Raw genomic sequence first — 17679 nt, forward strand, 5'->3', positions numbered from 1 at the left:
AAAATAAAAAAGGCCTCATCTATTGTAACGAGGCCCTCTTCAGCTATGGAAGCACAATCCATTTTTACTCCGGAAACAAGGTCTTGTCCAATCCCGGGACTATGCGAAGCGCGTTTTTATAATACACTTTTTTCAGCACCTCGTCTGGCAGGCCGAGTCCATACATCTTCCAATACGCGTGGTACTTCTTGTAGTAGGGAAAATATTCGTCCTCCGTCTCCAACACCCGGAAATAAGTGTAGAATTCCTCCTTGTTGTAGGCGTCTTTGCCGAAAAGAATACGATCCTGGTATTTCGTAAAGAATTCTTTTGCCCGTCGGGGCTGCCGGCCCAGTTCCGCTATGATTGCTCCAATCTCGTAGTTGACATTCGGGTACTTGTCCAGATGTGCCCCGGCGGCATCCAGGTCATTAGCCATCCAGCCCATGTGCGCATTGATGAAAGTTGTCTTGGGGTGTTTTGCAAAGATATTGTGCTGCTCAGCCATGATCTGGGCAAAAGGCACCGGGTCGGTGTCGGATCGTTTGCGGTTTGGATTGAGCTTCAGTTCTAGCCAACGCTCGTTGGTAGAGTCCATCGGCTGCCAAAACTGTGCGGGGTCGGCGGAATGGATCAAGACAGGAATGCCGAGTTCTCCGGCCTTTTTCCAAACCGGATCCAAATCGGGATGATCTACAGGGATTCTATTTCCATTGTTATCTTTTGTATTCAGACCCAGGCTTTTGTAGATCTTCAAGCCTACCGCCCCGGCCTGGACATCCTCTTCCATCTCCTTAACCGCCAAAGCTGTCCATTCAGGAGTCCCAAAACCGTTGAAATTCAGATTGGTAAATACCATAAACCGTCCTGAAGCGTGAGTTTTGAACTCATTCATCATGCCTTTGATGTATTCCTGCTGGGTATTGCTGTTGCCCTGCCCGAATCCACGACCGCTGAGATTGATCATGATGGCCATGTTGATCTCATCCATCTCCGAAGTGAGCTGGTCGATCTTTGCTTTGTTAACACCTCCCTGATGGCTGTGGATATCGATGAAGGGGAACTTGGCCCGAGTCACCGGGTGCTCCGGGACTTTCAGCGTCGAGGGGGGATTGTAATTCTCAAAGCTCATGTCCTGAGCCAGTGTGGCGCCTGAAGTCAGGCCAAATGCTAAAATGGAAAAGGAAATTTGGAGTAGCGATTTCTTCATGAGCGATTTAACTGAGAAAGGAGGGAAATGGATGCAAAAATTCTTTGGGCGGAAAAAAAGAAATCCCGGTGGGGAAACCGGGATTTTAATTTGTTATCGGGCAGTTCCTCCGTCGATTACCTGACCGAAGAAGATTGAATTCATGAACAGCTTGTTCGTGCCAAACCAGAAGGCCCGGAAGTTAGGATTGTCTGCAAAACCGATGATGCGGCCGCGACCAACACCTGAAACCCGTATCACACTGCCGTTTTGAATTCCGGGAAGATTGCTTGGATGCAAGTAGCCTGAGGCCAAAGGATCGGCGGTATACACCAGCGGGTTGGCGTAGGGATTTGGCGATACTTCCATGAAGAAGTTGTCATTTCGGAAGCTGTAGATCTCCTTTTCGGCGTAGCCGTAGCCAATTGGGTGGGTGAGGTCCAGATTGGCTTTGAAGATCGCTCCGAAGGTGCCTTTCGCGCCCGTTGCATTTTCAAAGTCTGCATAGCTTTTTTGCACGCCTTTCTCCGCATTGTCGACTTCGCGAAAGGTAAAGTTGCCGATCTCCTGCTGTGTCAACCAACGAAGTGCTCCGCCTTTTGCGACAAGAGTTCCGCCTTTAGAAGTCCATTCTTTCAGCTTTTCCGCGCCTGATTTTCCAAGCGACCCGTAGTTTCCGTCAGCCATCAAGATCACATTGTAGCGATCCAGATTTGCCATAGACACTGATCCGACAGGCAGCAAAGTCACGGGCATTTTCATTCGTTGATCGAGCAAGTGCCAGATTTCGCCAGCTTCTCCGCTGTCCACGCCACCATCCACCAAGAGGGCGATTTGGGGAGTTTTCAGCGGCACCATGAACGTCGATCCCATATTTGCTCCGCCCGTGTAGCCCGTGCTGATCGCATGGATGTCCACATTTGCTGAGGTGGCGATTTCCTGGAGTTTGGAGAAAAAAGCGGCATTATCCAGGCCGGATTTTCCTTTGTCGATCAAGAGCGTCCCCCGACGGAAGGTCTTTCCGTCAGGTGTAGTAAACTCCGCATTGGCAACGCGAACCAAAAACCCTGCTTTTAGCAACTGATAGGCGGCTTTAGGGGAATAATAGTCTGACCATTCCAGTGCGTATTGATAGGCTCCCGCCTCTCCGACGACCTTGCCTGGAGCAAGAGCAAAATTGGCTTTGTCCACTTGGGTGACGCTGGCGAGGTTCAGTATCTTACTGTTTAGCGCCATGAAGTCAAGATGGAATGCCATCGGATAGGTCCAGGCAGAAATGTCGTAAAACAAGCTGTCTTGGAAGTTGGTCCTAGTCTCAAACATCGCCTTGATCAAGCGGTACTGCGGCTGATCTGCCGGCACGATGTAAGATGTTTCCTTCTTAAACTGCTTCCCGTTGACGGTGATGTCCTCGTTCATCGCGAAGACCTTGATGTCGTGCTGCAAAATCAGATCGGCCAAATGAAAGCTCCTCGCATCGTCCTCTTTGGCTCCAAAGATGTAAGCTTTGTTGACATCGGCGGTGGTTTCGTTTTTGATCTCTGTGTAAAAATCCTTCATCCACTGATTCAGCTCCACACGCATTTCTTTCGCAGCCTGATAGGACGAAAGATTGGCGGTAAACTGGTTTCTAATCGTGAAGGGGAAACTCAACATGCCATTTGTGCTTTCCTGAAGATGTCCTCTGGAGCTGGCCTGCTCAAAGAGAATCCCGATTGAGCCCTGCACGTCGGGATAGGTAGAGCCCTTTCCGTAGTAGAAGTCGTCGTAGTTTTCCTGATTGTAATAGAGTGATCCGATCTGATCCAGCGCTTTGGCATGATAGGTTCCGATCTTCTCGGTCAGCTCAAAGTTTTTCTCCGGGGTGAGCGGGTGCATTCGGGCGGGTACTCCCGGCTGAAAGAAAAAGGTGCTGTTGGTGCCCATCTCGTGGAAATCCAAGTGGATATTCGGCAGCCAAGCCTGAAAAACTTTCACGCGGTTTCTCGATTCAGGATGCTGCACCGGCAGCCAGTCGCGGTTGAGGTCAAACCAATAGTGGTTGGTTCTGCCACGGGGCCAAGCTTCGTTCAGCTCTCGCTGGGCCGGATCTCCGTTGAGGATATACGCTTTGTGCGAATTGACCCAGGAGGCAAATCGGTTCAGTCCGTCCGGATTGATGGCCGGATCAAGGAGCAAAACCATAGTCTCCAGATCTGCTGCAATTTCATTGGCTGCTGCAAAATGGTAAGCAGCGATCAGGGCGGCGTTGGCTCCGCTGGGTTCGTTGCCATGGACCGAGTAGCCCATGTACATTACGACTGGCATATTCTCAATATTGACAGAAGCCCCGGGAGTCCTCAACTTGCGCCTTTCGGCTTTGATTTGGTCAAGCTTTCCGAGATTGGCCGGAGAAGTAATCGTCAGTAAGGTCTGCGGTCGTTTTTCGTAGGATCTCCCCGTTTCCTCGAAAGTCACCCGGTCGGAAGCCTCGGCTACGGCTTTCATGTACATGACCAGTTGATCATGCGTCACGTGCCATTCGCCCACTTCGTAGCCCAAAATCTGCTTTGGCGTCGGAACGGCGGGATTGTACGTGTAGCCTTTGGGCAGGTAATAGCTCAGATCCTGAGCGAACGTGAGTGTGGTAAAAAGAGCTAAAAGCACTGCAAGCGTGTACTTTTTCATGTGTTTATAATTTGCTTTTTAAAGGCCATATGAAATCTCGCTTTGGGACAATGACACGACTGTGTGTCGCTTTTGTCTTGTTCGATTTCATGGATTGGGGTTTACTTCGGACTAAATTGTTACTTAATCGGGACAAAAAAAGCTATTTTGGATCGGTGGTAAAATTAATGGAAGAAAAGAAATGGAGCTAGTAACGCCCGGAAGTGGTCTTATATTTTGGCAAGTTGGATCTGCACTTGTGACGCTTGCCTATTTTGGGTTGATGATTTATGCGCTAGTAGATGTGATTCGCAGTGAGTTCAGAGAGCCGCTGATGAAACTAACTTGGGTGGTCCTAATTTTATTCTTTCCATTCTTCGGAGCCTTGATTTACCTTTTTCTTGGTAAAAAGAATAAAAATCAGTCCAGAAAATTCACTCCAAAGTTCAAATAACATAAGCCTTAATTCTTAAAGAATGACAATCGATTTTATTCAAAACATGGGAGGCGGAGGATTTCTCTTCTTCATACTTTTTGGCCTAGCATACTTTCTCCTTTGGGTGTATTGCCTGGTGGATGTGATCCGGTCTGATTTTAGGGACCCGAACATGAAGCTGATTTGGGTGATCATCTTGCTATTTGCGCATGGTCTTGGGCCTATAGCCTATCTTATATTGGGTGAAAACACGAAAATGACTTAAGCAATGTGGAAATTTCTCGGACTTGCCGTTTACATGTACACCATCTATGATGTGGTCACGAGTCGTTTTGCCAATCCAAACGACCGGCTGATCTGGATCATCATCGTAGTGCTGTTACCCTTTTTGGGCACCCTCCTGTGGTTTTTGGTGGGGAGAGGCAAAAGACTCTGAGCTTAGCGCCGGAAGATGTCTTTCAGCGCAGCTGAAAGCTCAAAAAACTCAAATTGAAAACCCGCTTTCTGGATTTTTTGACAGGAAACCCGGTTGCCACCCAGCACCATCGCGGCCATTTCTCCCAAGATTAATCTTAGCAAAAACCCAGGAACTCCGATTCCAATGTACGTTTTGCCGGTGGCATAGGCGGCCTCATGTGTGAGTTGTTGATTGGTAGCTGGATTAGGCCCGACGGCGTTGTAGGCACCCTGTAGGGTTGTCTTCTCCAAGGCAAAGAGATACATCCGCACGAGATCTTCGATATGAATCCAACTCATCCACTGATCACCCGAACCCAGCGGAGCGGCTACGGGCGGCTTAAGCATTTCCTTCAAGGCTCCTCCATCGGCATCCAAGACGATCCCCGTCCGCAGCATTACCGTCCGGACGTCCAGACTTTCGATTCTTTTCACCTCGTTTTCCCAGGCCTTCACCACTTCAGCTAAAAAGTCACTGCCAGGAGGGCTGGCCTCATCTACCAAAGTAGTACCTGTGTCAAGCCCATAGTACCCTACCGCTGACGCTGAAATGAAGGTATTTGGCCGATTTTGTGCTTTTTCCATCCCGGCGTAAAGCAAACGGGTACTGTGTGTTCGCGACTCCAGGATGATTTTTTTGCGCTCAGGCGTCCAGCGCTTTTCCGCAACTCCGGCTCCGGCCAAATGAATGATGGCATCGGCCCATTCGATTGCTTCGGGGTCAATCTCCTGCTTCTCAATGTTCCACAGGAAAGTCTTTCGCTCATCTTGCACACTTCGGCTCAGCCAGGCTATCTGGTAGCCTTTCTCCACCAACAGGTCGGTGATGTGCCGACCGATTAGCCCTGATCCTCCGGTTATTAAAATTTGCTTCATGGGTAATGGATTCTAAAGTAAACTGAATTCCCGGATTTTGTCGAATTGTTCATTTTCAGGACATGTGACCGAGCAGTTGTTTGGGTCTATTTATTTGGCAATTAGTTTAATTTTTTGTTTTCTACTGTTACTTTGTGCCAAATCCCTCATCGTGAACGGTAGAGAAATCACGCAATACATTGGTTTTTGGCTTGCAATGGCGGCATTGGTGGGGATTGTTTCCGGTTCAGCTTCTGCTATTTTTCTGGTTTCCCTTGATTTTGCGACCAGCGCACGCGAGGCCAATCCCTGGCTGATAACTCTCCTGCCGCTTGCCGGTTTGGGCATTGGTTACATTTATTACCAATATGGAGCCAATTCTGCAAAAGGGAACAACCTGCTGCTCGATGCACTCTACGCGGATCGAAACCCCATCCCTTTGAGGATGACTCCCTTGGTGTTTTTTGGGACGATTTTCACGCATCTTTTTGGAGGCTCGGCGGGCCGGGAAGGCACTGCGGTGCAGATGGGCGGATCGCTGGCCGATCAACTCAGCAAGTGGTTTGCGCTCGATAAGAGACATCGGAGGATACTTCTCATCTGCGGCGTGTCGGGTGGATTTGCGTCGGTATTTGGTACTCCGCTGGCCGGGGCAATTTTCTCTCTGGAATGGATGCTGGTGAGGAAGTTTCGCTGGGAATCGCTGTTTCCGGCGTTTTTGACGGCATTTGTGGCCGATTGGATGTGTCAGGAGATCTGGGGGGTTGGCCACACCTTTTATACCAGCCCTGAGATGCCGGGCTATTCAGCGGCCAGTCTTGCTTGGGTGATTCCGGCTGGGATAGCCTTTGGCCTCGCTGCGAGGCTCTTTGCAGAGACGGGTCACTTGGTCTCTGATCTCTTCAAGAAAGTGATCTCATATCCTCCCTTTCGTCCTCTGGTTGGGGGGGTATTAGTAGCCTCGTTGGTGTATTTCTCGGGATCGACTACGTACATCGGATTGGGCATCCCGAGGATTGTGGAGGCTTTTGAGACGCCGTTACCTTGGTATGATTGGCTTGCAAAGACGGGGTTAACTGGCCTCACGTTGGGGTCGGGATTTAAGGGGGGGGAGGTGACTCCGCTTTTCTTCACTGGAGCGACCTTGGGCAACGCGCTTGCTGCGTGGATTCCGTTGCCTCTGTCGCTCTTGGCAGCGATGGGATTTGTCGGTGTTTTCTCAGGAGCTACCAACACGCCGATGGCTTGTACGGTGATGGGAATGGAGCTTTTTGGATATGAATCGGGGATTTTCCTTGGCTTGGCCTGTCTGATCGCTTATTTTTTCAGCGGAAAAGGAAGTATCTATGCCTCCCAAAATTTAGAAGCCAAATATCTTTGGCGATTGTAAAATGAAGTACCTTTCAAGTTGTTTTTGAGTCGAGAATTATATTTTGATGCCATCCAAAAGGCCAACTAATGAGGTTTAACTTCCGGTTTTTTTCCAATCCTGATCAGAATCTCCAGTTTATCAAGCAGCTGATTTTGGTATTCAGCCAAACGATGCGGTATTTGAGTTTTGGTGCTTTTGGCCTGATGATCTATCAGCTGGGCTACACTACGGATCCCGAGAAGCTCTTCTTTACAACGAAGGTTTTTGAGGCCATGGTGTTTTTGCTGGGTTTGGCGATTATCCTGAGAAATATCCTTTCGAATCTATCAGTAAAGAACAGGCGCATCGTCTTTGAATTTGTGGTGGCGATTTTCCTGTTGGTCTCAGTGCTGATCCGTTGGGACGTGTTTGGGGGTTATTCGCCGGATGTCCTTCTTTTTTCCAAAAAATACATCCTCACAAACATCTTCGTGACGCTGATTTTTCTGCAAGAACTGGGGAAATTCAGCCTTTTGGTCAATAAGCTTAAGCTTAGCCCGTCCTTGATTTTCATTCTAAGCTTTTCTATTCTGACAGTCATCGGCACGGCGCTTCTCTATCTGCCCCGCTCCACTACGGCGGGGATCAGCTTGATTGATGCGTTTTTCACGGCGACATCGGCGGTGTGCGTGACGGGACTGATTGTATTGGACACTTCGACGGCTTTCACACCGTTTGGGCAGGTGATCATCATGACTTTGTTTCAGATCGGAGGGTTGGGGATGATGACCTTCACGACGTTCTTTGGATTTTTCTTCAAGGGAAGCCTTTCGATCGAAAATAGCCTTTTCATCCGGGACTATATCAATGAAAATAACGTCGGAGCGATCTCTTCGACCTTGATCAAGATCGTCATCTTTACGCTGTTGGTTGAGTTTTCTGCGGCACTTCTGATTTATTTTTTTACCGATGATACACTGTTTGACAGTGCTGGTAGGAAGATATTTTTCGCAAGCTTCCACGCGATTTCGGCCTTTTGCAACGCCGGCTTTTCGACGCTCAGTGCCGGTCTGTACGAGCCGGGCTTTAGGTTTCTGTATCACATGCACTTGGTCGTTGCAGTGACGATCGTGTTGGGTGGTATCGGCTTCCCGGTGTTTATCAACTATTACAATTACATCCTTCGGGTGTTGAAAGGGACCTTTCGATTCGTTTTTTTCGGCGAGATGTACCGTCATACGCCCCGGGTTTCCAACATCAATACCCGGCTGGTGATCTACACTTCAGGTATCTTGTTGCTCGTGGGTTTCATCACGTATTGGTTTTTCGAGGCGGACTTCACTCTCAAGGGGCTCAGTTTGTATGGAAAATTCGTGACGTCCTTTTTCGGTGCGGTGACTCCCCGGACTGCCGGGTTCAATTCAGTCGACATGACGGCTCTTTCGGTGCCGACGATCTTGATTTACCTGATCCTGATGTGGATCGGCGCATCGCCGGGATCGACCGGCGGGGGAATCAAAACCAGCACCTTTGCCGTCGCGCTATTGAACACCTGGGCGGTCGCGACAGGCCGACGGAGGGTGGAAGTATTCGGAAGACAAATCTCTGCCGAGACGCATAGAAAGGCTTTCGCAGTCATCGCGTTGTCGTTCTTTACCATTGGGTTGGGGGTCTTTTTGGTGACCGTTTTCAATCCCGAACTGGATTTGATCGACGTTGCTTTTGAGATTTTTTCGGCCTATTCCACCGTTGGGCTTAGCTTGGGCATTACGGCTCAGTTGAGTACCGCAAGCAAACTGGTAGTGGCCGTCGTGATGTTTTTTGGCAGAGTGGGCACCCTGACGATCTTGGTCGCCGTAAGCCGAAAAATCAAAGAACGCCGTTATAAATATCCCGAAGAGACCGTCTACATTACTTAATTCCAAGGCTATGAAATCAAGTATGGCGCAAACGTCGCCCAGTGAGTTGATTATTCCGGGCATTCTCCCGAATCAAGTTAAGGACAGGCTGTCTGACCGCTAAAAAACAAATTATAAACAGATGAAATACATCATTGTTGGAATGGGAAACTTTGGTTCCTACCTCGCCAAAAGACTGACAGATCTCGGTCATGAGGTGGTGGGTGTGGACAATAGTGAGACCAAGATAGACCAGATCAAAGAGCACGTCACCTATGCGATGGTGCTCGATGCCACCGACCAGCATGCGGTACACACGCTGCCGATGAAGGATGTGGATGTCATCATCATCGCGATTGGAGAAGATGTGGGAGCGTCGATCCTCGCGACAGCGATTTTTAAGCAGTTGAAGACCAAGCGCATCATCGGCAGAGCGATCAACGCGCTTCACGAAACGGTCATCCGCGCCATAGGAGTCGATGAAATCATCCATCCGGAGGAGGAAACCGCCGAGCGATTGGCAAAGAGGCTCCAGTTAAAGGGAGTTTTGGATTCATTGGAGATCTCGGACGATTACAACATCGTCGAAGTAAAAGTGCCCAAGCGATACGTGGGTATGACGGTCGGGTCTGCCAATATCCGGAAGGAATTTTCCCTGAATATCATGACCACGATCAAGGAAAAAGAGAAGACCAACCTACTCGGAATCAAATTGCCGCAGCGCGAAGTGGCCGGGGTGATTTCGGCGGACTACGTATTCGAATCGGAGGATATTTTGTTGATCTTCGGAAAGATCAAAAACATACAGGACTTCCTCAATCTGGAGATTTAGCCTGCCTTTTCCCCGCATTTCCGACAGTAGTTATCATTTGGATCAAGTCTGTCGAAGCCGCAGAAGGTACAGGATTTGTGGTCGTGGAAATCCTCAGTTTTCCGTCTTCTGGCCATCTCTGAGCTTACAATTCCCGTGGGTACCGCGATGATGGCGTAGCCCATCAGCATGATCAGCGAGGCAAGCAGCTGCCCGACCGGAGTGATGGGCGTAATATCCCCGAAGCCCACCGTGGTAAGCGTTACGATGGCCCAATACATTCCCACAGGGATGCTGGTAAACCCGCTTTCGGGCCCCTCGATCACAAACATCAGCGTACCCATGATGAGCACGATCATCAATACCGAAAATAGAAAAATCTGGATTTTTGCGGCGCTGGCTTTCAGGGATTCCCTTAAAAAATCAGCTTCGCTTAAATACCTCCCCAACTTCAAGATCCGGATGACCCGAAGCAATCTCAGGGCACGGATGACGGAAAGCAGCTGGGTGTTGGCAATGAAGAAACTCAAGTAAACCGGCAGAATAGCAAGCAGATCTACGATGCCGTAGAAGCTGGTGACATACTTGAGCGTCCTGCTGGTAAGCCAAACCCGAAGAATATACTCCAGGGTAAACAGGAACGTGAAAGCAAGCTCGAGTATGAAAAAGACCTCACCATATTTCAAATGAAGCTCTAAAACCGAGTCCAAGATGGCGACGATGACGGAGGCAAAAATCAATACCAGTAGCGCCAGGTCAAAGGTCTTCGAGGCCTTGTCATTGGACTCAAATACAATATGCGCAAGCCGTTTTTTGGAGATAATCATGGAGGAATTTAGAAAAAATTAAACGAACCCAAATTATGTGCCTGCACTTCCACTGAGTGTGATAATCGGGATTAATCCAAATAATAGACACGCTTGACCCGGGTGCTGATATTAGTCAGTAGCTCGTAGGGGATCGTCCCAATCCGGTCGGCAAGTTCTTTGAGCGGGATGTCTTCACCGTAGATCACCGCTTCATCTCCCGCTTTGACTTCGATCCCGCTGACGTCCACCATCACCATATCCATGCATACATTCCCGATCACCGGGGCCCTTTGGCCGTGGATGAGGACATAGCCTTTTCCCTGTGAAAATCTGCGGTCGTATCCGTCTGCATAGCCGATTGCCAGAGTTGCAATCTTTCCGCCAGCGGTTAGTTGGCCCTTTCGGGAATACCCGACTGTTGCACCCGGAGCGAGGGCTTTGACTTGGGAAATCGTAGTCTTCAGCGTGCTCACCGGCTTGAGCGCTGCGTCATATTTCCCGGTCACCTCTACGCCATACAGTCCGATGCCAAGTCGGACCATGTCCATCTGGAACTCTGGATATCGGACGATTCCTGCGGAATTCAGCGCGTGAATCAGTGGCTTGTAGTCCAAGATGGCCACGATTTCGTCTTTCATTTCGGTAAACTGGCCAAGCTGGGCGCGTGAGAATTCCTCGTGCTCTTCCTCATCGGCACCGACCAGGTGGGTGTAAAGGCTAGCGATCTTTAGCTCCGGAAAAGCAGCGATCAGATCCTTTAATTCGAAAATGTGCTGTTCTTCAAATCCCAACCGGTGCATCCCGGTGTCCAGATCCAAATGGACAGAAAGCTGCAGATGATGATTGCAGGCGTAGGTACCCAGGCTTTTGAAAAATTCGGGACTGAAAACTACCGGCTCGAGGTCAAACTCCCGTAGCAGATCAAAGGACTCCTCCACAGGATTGAGGACCATGATTGGCAATCGAATTCCCTGTTTTCTCAGCGAAACACCCTCGTCGGAAAAGGCGACGGCTAGGTAATCTGCCCCCATCGTCTGCAGATGATTGGCGATCTCGGCAGCACCGCCGCCGTAGGCAAAAGCCTTCACCATTACCATCATCTTGGTTTCCGGTTTGACCTGTCGCTTAAAGAAATTGAAATTGTGGGTAAGCGCATTCAGATTGATTTCCAATGTCGTCCCGTGGATTCGCTGCTGAAGCTTGTTGACGATTCGCTCAAATGCAAACGGCCGCGCGCCGGTGATCAAAATCAGGTCGTTTTGAAATGCTTCAGGATTCAGCGTCTGAAGTAGACTTTCGGTCGCAGGATAGTTTTCGAATTTTCCCGGAAAAAACTCTCCAAGACGCCGGATCTCACTACCCACACCAATGATCCGATCCAACCCGTAGGAATTGATCAGCTCGGCGACCTCTGAATAGATTTTCTCAGGAATCCCCTGCTGCAACAGGTCGGACAATATCAGGACTTTTGAGCGCTTAGGACGCTGCTGACTGAGAAATTCCAGTGCGACTTTCAACCCTGCCAAGTCGTTGTTGTACGTGTCGTCTATCAGCAGCGAGTCGTTCAGTCCGGGCTTCAAGGTCAGTCGCATGTCCACGGGCCTCAGGTGATCAAGACCTGTCTGGATTGCTGTGAATTCTTGGCCGAGCGTCAGAGCCGCAACGATGACATGTGTGATATTTTCCAGAGATGCGGAGTCCGTAAACGGAACTTGGAAAGTGAACGTGGACAGATCACTTTTCATCAGGATGATCTTGGTCTGGATTTCTTGTTTTTTCATCGAAACCGAGAAGTCGGCTCCTGGGCTCGTGGACCAGGCGATCAATCGATCTGATTCGAATATCCCTTCGATTTCGGTGCTGATCAAGGTGTGATCCCGACAATAGATCAGCAGTTTGGTTTCGGAAAAAAGGACAAGCTTTTCCCTGATTTTCTCGCCAAGACTGGAAAAACCCTCTTGATGAGCGGTGCCGATATTGGTGAAGATGCCCAAATCCGGCCGGATCATCTGACTCAACGCTTCCATTTCACCGTTTTTGGAGATACCCGCTTCCAGCAAAGCGACCTGATGGTATGGCTGGATTCCAAAGATAGAAAGAGGAACGCCTACCTGAGAGTTATAGCTTTTTGGACTTTTGGCTACGGTAAAGCTTTGGCTCAAGACCTGACCCAACCATTCTTTTACGATCGTTTTCCCGTTGCTGCCAGTGATGCCGACGACTGGTTTGGCGAACTGAGCCCGTTGAAAGGACGCAATCGCCTGAAGCGCGTCACGGGTATTTTCCACGGCGACAAACGTTGCTTTTTCCGCCAATTCAGCAGGAACAATCCAATCCCGATGAACCAAAAAACATCTGACTCCTTCTCCGATCAACGCAGGAATGTAGGCTGCCCCGTCAGTTTTCGCACCGCGAAGCGTTACAAAGAGAGCCTGCTCTGGCTGAAGAATTTGCCGGGAATCGATGCTGATCTGGGAAATCAACCCGGAATATGCCCTGCCCTGGACTTCACTACCGGTGATTTTTTCGAGCTGGGCGATGGTTAGCGGACTGAGCATCTTACTCCTCGGCTGTTTGTTTCTTTTTGAAAAAAACCTGTCGGATCCACCTTGGAAGGAATATCGCGCCTAGGAACAGGTACGGATAATAGGAAAATAACCTCCAAATAATGCTGGTGACAAACGTGTATTGCCCCAGGAATTGGGCGAAAAACTGTCCATAGAAGAACTCGGCTGTCCCACTGCTCCCCGGAGTTGGCGACAGCATCATGACGATCCACATGATCACCTGTCTGGCAAACACGATGATTTGATCGTCGAGAGTGAGCGGCACAAATGCAGAAACCAAGGCGTTGAGCATGACGTACCGAGAGGTCCAGATGAAGATCGTCACACCGATGATCTTCAGCCAGAAGCGATAGTCTTTGCCCGACAGCACCTTGGATGCTGCTATGATCTGATCGCCGAATTCTTGCGCATTATGTTTCCATTTTCTCAAAAACTTGATCGAGCAGATCTTAATTAGCACCCATTTGAACACCCGGGGTCGGTAAAACAGCGCAAGTGTCATGACCAGGGTGTGAGTCGCATAGAGACTGTAGCTGATCCAGAAGATCGCCTGGAGACTGTTTTCCAGTTGACTTTCGAGGAGCTTGCTTTCGGGGAAAATATTTCCCTTGGCCAGGAATAGGATTATCGGAGCGCCGATGACAAAAAAGAGGTTGTCCATGATCGCCGTCACCATCACGATGGCGATCGCTTTTCCCATCTTGATCCCCTCTTTGTTGAGGATAAACATGGCTACGGCCGTGCCTCCCACGACGGAAGGGGTGACGGCAGAGGCAAATTCCCAGAGAATGATCACGTAGATAGCTCTAGTCCAGCTCAAGTGGCCGTCTGTCAGCTCCCTGATGCGGTAGACGTATCCGAAATCCCGAAAAAAGAGAACCAAAACGGCAAAGAATAGCCAGGGCAAGGAGGCATCGGCGGCTACTTTGAGATTGTCTACGGTCAGATTGGGATCCATGTAAAACATGGCGACGATAATCCCCAGGCCGATCAGGATCGGAACCCAAACTTTGTTTGGGTTCAGCGTCTGAAAGATCTTTTTGTTATCCAGCTTCATCGTCAGGCTGCGGCGATTGGCTCAGTCTTTTCTACCCAAAAATTGTTGTAACCTTCGCCAATGATGATCGTGACTTGGGACAATTGAAGAAGCTCCAGAATCGCCAAAAAGGTATAAATCACGAAAATCTTGTCTTGTTTATAGTTAATGAATTCAGTGAAAGGTACTTGTTTTTTGAAGCTTATTTTTTCCAAAACAAAGTCTTTTTGCTGCTCGATCGTGTAAGGGTACTGTATTACAGTATGTTTGGTTTCTTCGGTGCGGCTGGCCATCTTGGCCATGCACTTCTGGAACACTTTGAGCAGCTTGTAGAGATCTACATGCTGCATTTCTGCTTCTACGTCCTCAGCTTTGCTAAGTTCGATAAGTTCATGGGCGAGGTTGCCCCGCTTTTCTCTGGAAAGCCTGTCTCCTTCGAGCTGAGCGAGTTCTTCGACGACTGATTTGTACTTTTTGTACTCCAGGAGGTTTCTGACCAACTCTTCGCGTGGGTCGATTTCCTCGCCTTTTTCGTTTAGCTCCGGACGGGGCAATAGCATCCGGGATTTGATCTTCATCAGCGTAGCCACGAAGAGGATGAAGTCACTCGCGACCTCTATCTCCATCTTTTCCAACTGGTGAATGTAGTCCAGGAAATCGTTGGTAATCTTGGAGATCGGGATGTCATACACGTCGAGTTCGTCCCGCTCGATGAAAAAAAGCATCAGATCAAACGGGCCCTCAAACAATGGTAATTTGATCTCGAAACTCACCGGATAGCTAAATTTATTGGTTAACTTTGCCTTTTCGTAGCCAAAGATATTCAATTAAGCAAATTAATGAGAATGGTTTGAAATAAAGCAAAGGCGTGATTCTGGCTCATTTTTAGTACGAGCAAACAAACTGATCCGCTTTGAGTTAGTTCACTTTGACACCAAGACTTCTGAAAATGCAAATTACCCCCGGCCCTCTTTTAGCCCAGATAAATACTCCGGACGATCTTAAGAAATTCCCGAAAGATAAGTTGGTGCAGATCTGTGATGAATTGCGACAGTACATCGTGGATAACGTGTCTGTCTACGGAGGGCATTTTGGAGCAAGTTTGGGAGTGGTCGAGCTGACGGTCGCCTTGCATTATGTGCTGAATACTCCGGAAGATCAATTGGTATGGGACGTGGGACATCAGGCCTATGGACATAAAATATTGACTGGGAGAAAAGAGAAATTTCATACCAACAGGGTTTACGGAGGGATTTCGGGTTTTCCGAAGCGAAAAGAAAGCAAGTATGATACCTTTGGAGTAGGACACTCGAGTACGTCCATTTCGGCGGCACTCGGCATGGCTGTAGCCTCCAAATACAAGGGAACCAACATCCAGCACGTAGCCGTGATCGGTGATGGGTCCATGACTGGTGGCATGGCCTTCGAAGCGATGAACCACGCCGGCGTCAGCGATTCCAATCTGCTCATCATCCTCAATGACAACTGCATGGCCATCGACCCCAATGTGGGGGCATTGAAGGACTATTTGACCGATATCACCACGTCTCATACCTATAATAAGGTAAAAGACGAGGTGTGGAAAATGTTGGGCAAGATGAGCAAATTTGGCTCAAGTGCGCAGGAAGTCATCTCCAAAGTAGAAGGTGCCATCAAATCTGCGGTGCTGAACCAGAGCAATCTTTTTGAATCGCTCAACCTCCGATATTTCGGTCCTGTGGACGGCCATGACGTAGATCATTTGGTAGAAATCCTAAAGGACATGCGCGGTATTCCCGGGCCAAAGATCCTTCATTGCATCACTGTGAAGGGAAAAGGATACGCTCCGGCCGAAACGGGCAACCAAACTACTTGGCATGCGCCGGGTACATTTGATAAAGTCACCGGGGAAATATTCAAAAAAATCCCTACCACTCCGCAAGCACCAAAATATCAGGATGTTTTCGGACATACCCTGGTGGAATTGGCAGAGATGGATTCCCGCATCATGGGAGTTACCCCAGCCATGCCTTCAGGCTCATCGATGAATATCATGATGAAGGCGATGCCGGATCGGGCATTTGACGTGGGAATCGCAGAGCAACACGCGGTCACGTTCTCAGCAGGATTGGCCACGCAGGGACTGGTTCCTTTCTGTAATATCTATTCGACGTTCATGCAGCGAGCCTACGACCAGGTGATCCATGACGTCTGCCTGCAAAATCTTCCCGTTGTTCTTTGCTTGGACAGAGCGGGATTTGCGGGAGCGGATGGCCCGACACATCACGGCGCATACGATATCGCTTACTTCCGTTGCATTCCCAATTTGGTCGTCTCTGCTCCGATGAATGAGGAAGAGCTCCGCAATCTGATGTACACCGGAAGTATCTACAACGGCCCCTTTTCGATTCGCTATCCGAGAGGAGCAGGAGTCATGCCGGAGTGGAAGACAACTTTGCGGGAAATCCCAGTCGGTCAAGGGCGAATAGTGAAAGAAGGCGAAGATGTAGCTATCCTATCTATCGGACACATCGGCAACTATGCGGTCGAGGCTTGTGAGACTCTGGCGAAAGAAGGTCTCAACCCGGCTCACTACGACATGCGGTTTGTGAAGCCTCTGGATGGGGAACTGCTTCACGAGATTTTTGGCAAGTTCAAAAAGGTCGTGACGATTGAAGACGGTTGCCTGATGGGAGGTTTCGGCTCCGCGGTTTTGGAATGGATGGTTGACCAAGGTTACTCGGCACAAGTCAAGCGTCTCGGAATTCCGGATGAGGTGATCGAGCACGGCGAACAAATCGAGCTGCACCGTGAGTGTGGCTTTGATCCTGCTGGAATAGCCGCCACGGTCCGAAGCTTGGCCGAAGTAGTTCCGGTATCCTAAATTTCCCCCCAATGTCAGCGATTGAATTTTTTGAAAAGGGAACAGGGCAACCTGTGGTCCTGATCCATGGTTTTTGTGAGACCGCGAGGATGTGGACGGATTTTGCCGATAAGCTTTCTGATAATTTTAGAGTGATTTGCCCGAATCTGCCGGAAATCGCGGGCTCTCCGATAGCCGGTGATCATATTACTCTTGAAGAGGTCGCCGTCCTCCTCGAAGAATGGCTGGAAGAAAATCGAATTGAAAATCCAATCGTAATCGGACATTCGCTGGGGGGCTATGTGACTTTGGCGCTGTTGGAGTTGTTGGGGAGCAAACTCAAAGCTGTTGGTTTATTCCACTCAACTGCGTTTGCAGATGACCAGGCCAAAAAAGACATGCGAGACCGCACGATTCTATTCCTGAAGAAAAATGGTGTGGATAAGTTTGTGACGTCTTTTGTTCCGCCACTTTTTCCGGAAGACCGACGAGAGGAATTGAGTAAAGAAATTGATCAGGCAATCGAGGATGCGAAGAGCTCGACTTTGGATGGATTGATTGCGTTTGCCGGAGCGATGCGCGACAGGAAAGACCGACTGGATGTCTTGAAAGACTATCCCGGTTCCAAACTTTTGATCGCGGGCACAGAAGACGGGGCAGTCAAGATCGAAGCGAGCCGCGCGCAAAAAGAAGCCTTTACCCACTACTTCGAGTTGGAAGGCGTGGGTCACATGGGAATGATGGAAAGGAAAGAGGAGACGCTCAATCTTGTGAGGGAGTTTGCGCTTTCCTGTCTGAGCTGAC

The 17679-nt window shown here is 49.3% G+C and carries 15 protein-coding genes; 8 read left to right on the forward strand and 7 right to left on the reverse strand.

All coding sequences use genetic code 11. The features are described 5' to 3' along the window. Window positions 1-64: 64 nt before the first annotated feature. Window positions 65-1189: an amidohydrolase family protein gene (locus tag G459_RS0109015; RefSeq protein WP_026967364.1), complete on the reverse strand. Its 1125-nt coding sequence runs from the start codon at window positions 1187-1189 to the stop codon at window positions 65-67. Between the two features lie 93 nt (window positions 1190-1282). Beyond that, window positions 1283-3835, reverse strand: a complete 2553-nt coding sequence (locus tag G459_RS0109020; protein ID WP_026967365.1) for a M14 metallopeptidase family protein — start codon at window positions 3833-3835, stop codon at window positions 1283-1285. 262 nt (window positions 3836-4097) lie between these two features. On the opposite strand from G459_RS0109020, the gene G459_RS30385 reads away from it, so the two are divergent. From G459_RS30385 to G459_RS29395, 3 genes are read left to right on the forward strand one after another with little or no spacing between them, the layout of a single operon-like run. Next, window positions 4098-4268, forward strand: a complete 171-nt coding sequence (locus tag G459_RS30385) for a PLD nuclease N-terminal domain-containing protein (protein ID WP_281171891.1) — start codon at window positions 4098-4100, stop codon at window positions 4266-4268. 22 nt (window positions 4269-4290) lie between these two features. After that, window positions 4291-4515, forward strand: coding sequence for a PLDc N-terminal domain-containing protein (locus tag G459_RS0109035; RefSeq protein ID WP_245588150.1), 225 nt, complete (start codon window positions 4291-4293; stop codon window positions 4513-4515). 3 nt (window positions 4516-4518) lie between these two features. Next, the gene (locus tag G459_RS29395; protein WP_084454433.1) at window positions 4519-4686 is read left to right on the forward strand and encodes a PLD nuclease N-terminal domain-containing protein; all 168 of its coding nucleotides are present in this window, start codon (window positions 4519-4521) and stop codon (window positions 4684-4686) included. Between the two features lie 2 nt (window positions 4687-4688). On the opposite strand, the gene G459_RS0109045 is transcribed toward G459_RS29395, so the two are convergent. Next, entirely contained in the window at window positions 4689-5582 is an 894-nt protein-coding gene (locus G459_RS0109045) for a TIGR01777 family oxidoreductase (protein WP_026967368.1), read from the reverse strand. 151 nt (window positions 5583-5733) lie between these two features. Here G459_RS0109045 and G459_RS27110 point away from each other — a divergent pair, with 151 nt between their 5' ends. From G459_RS27110 to G459_RS0109060, 3 genes are all read left to right on the forward strand, one after another. Further along, complete coding sequence (locus G459_RS27110; RefSeq protein WP_342664326.1) at window positions 5734-6951, forward strand: voltage-gated chloride channel family protein; 1218 nt, start codon at window positions 5734-5736, stop codon at window positions 6949-6951. Between the two features lie 68 nt (window positions 6952-7019). Then, window positions 7020-8831 (forward strand): TrkH family potassium uptake protein, encoded by a 1812-nt coding sequence (locus G459_RS0109055; protein ID WP_026967369.1) that lies wholly within the window; start codon window positions 7020-7022, stop codon window positions 8829-8831. A gap of 121 nt (window positions 8832-8952) precedes the next feature. After that, window positions 8953-9642, forward strand: a complete 690-nt coding sequence (locus G459_RS0109060) for a potassium channel family protein (protein ID WP_026967370.1) — start codon at window positions 8953-8955, stop codon at window positions 9640-9642. Here G459_RS0109060 and G459_RS0109065 read toward each other — a convergent pair. From G459_RS0109065 to G459_RS0109080, 4 genes are all read right to left on the reverse strand, one after another. Next, window positions 9639-10448, reverse strand: a complete 810-nt coding sequence (locus G459_RS0109065; protein WP_026967371.1) for an ion transporter — start codon at window positions 10446-10448, stop codon at window positions 9639-9641. The genes G459_RS0109060 and G459_RS0109065 overlap by 4 nt on opposite strands. 71 nt (window positions 10449-10519) lie before the next feature. Beyond that, a complete protein-coding gene (locus G459_RS0109070; protein WP_026967372.1) occupies window positions 10520-12988 on the reverse strand; it encodes a bifunctional UDP-N-acetylmuramoyl-tripeptide:D-alanyl-D-alanine ligase/alanine racemase in 2469 nt (822 codons plus the stop codon). Window position 12989: 1 nt separating this feature from the next. Further along, window positions 12990-14054: a lysylphosphatidylglycerol synthase transmembrane domain-containing protein gene (locus tag G459_RS0109075; protein WP_026967373.1), complete on the reverse strand. Its 1065-nt coding sequence runs from the start codon at window positions 14052-14054 to the stop codon at window positions 12990-12992. Window positions 14055-14056: 2 nt separating this feature from the next. After that, window positions 14057-14806 carry a segregation and condensation protein A gene (locus G459_RS0109080; RefSeq protein WP_026967374.1) on the reverse strand — a complete coding sequence of 250 codons (750 nt, stop codon included), beginning with the start codon at window positions 14804-14806 and terminating at the stop codon, window positions 14057-14059. 176 nt (window positions 14807-14982) lie between these two features. On the opposite strand from G459_RS0109080, the gene dxs reads away from it, so the two are divergent. Together dxs and G459_RS0109090 are read left to right on the forward strand one after the other, a co-directional pair. After that, the gene (gene dxs / locus G459_RS0109085; RefSeq protein ID WP_026967375.1) at window positions 14983-16896 is read left to right on the forward strand and encodes a 1-deoxy-D-xylulose-5-phosphate synthase; all 1914 of its coding nucleotides are present in this window, start codon (window positions 14983-14985) and stop codon (window positions 16894-16896) included. Window positions 16897-16907: 11 nt separating this feature from the next. Continuing rightward, window positions 16908-17678: an alpha/beta fold hydrolase gene (locus tag G459_RS0109090; RefSeq protein ID WP_026967376.1), complete on the forward strand. Its 771-nt coding sequence runs from the start codon at window positions 16908-16910 to the stop codon at window positions 17676-17678. Window position 17679: the final 1 nt, after the last annotated feature.

This window comes from Algoriphagus terrigena DSM 22685 (assembly GCF_000429445.1).
GTDB lineage: Bacteria > Bacteroidota > Bacteroidia > Cytophagales > Cyclobacteriaceae > Algoriphagus > Algoriphagus terrigena.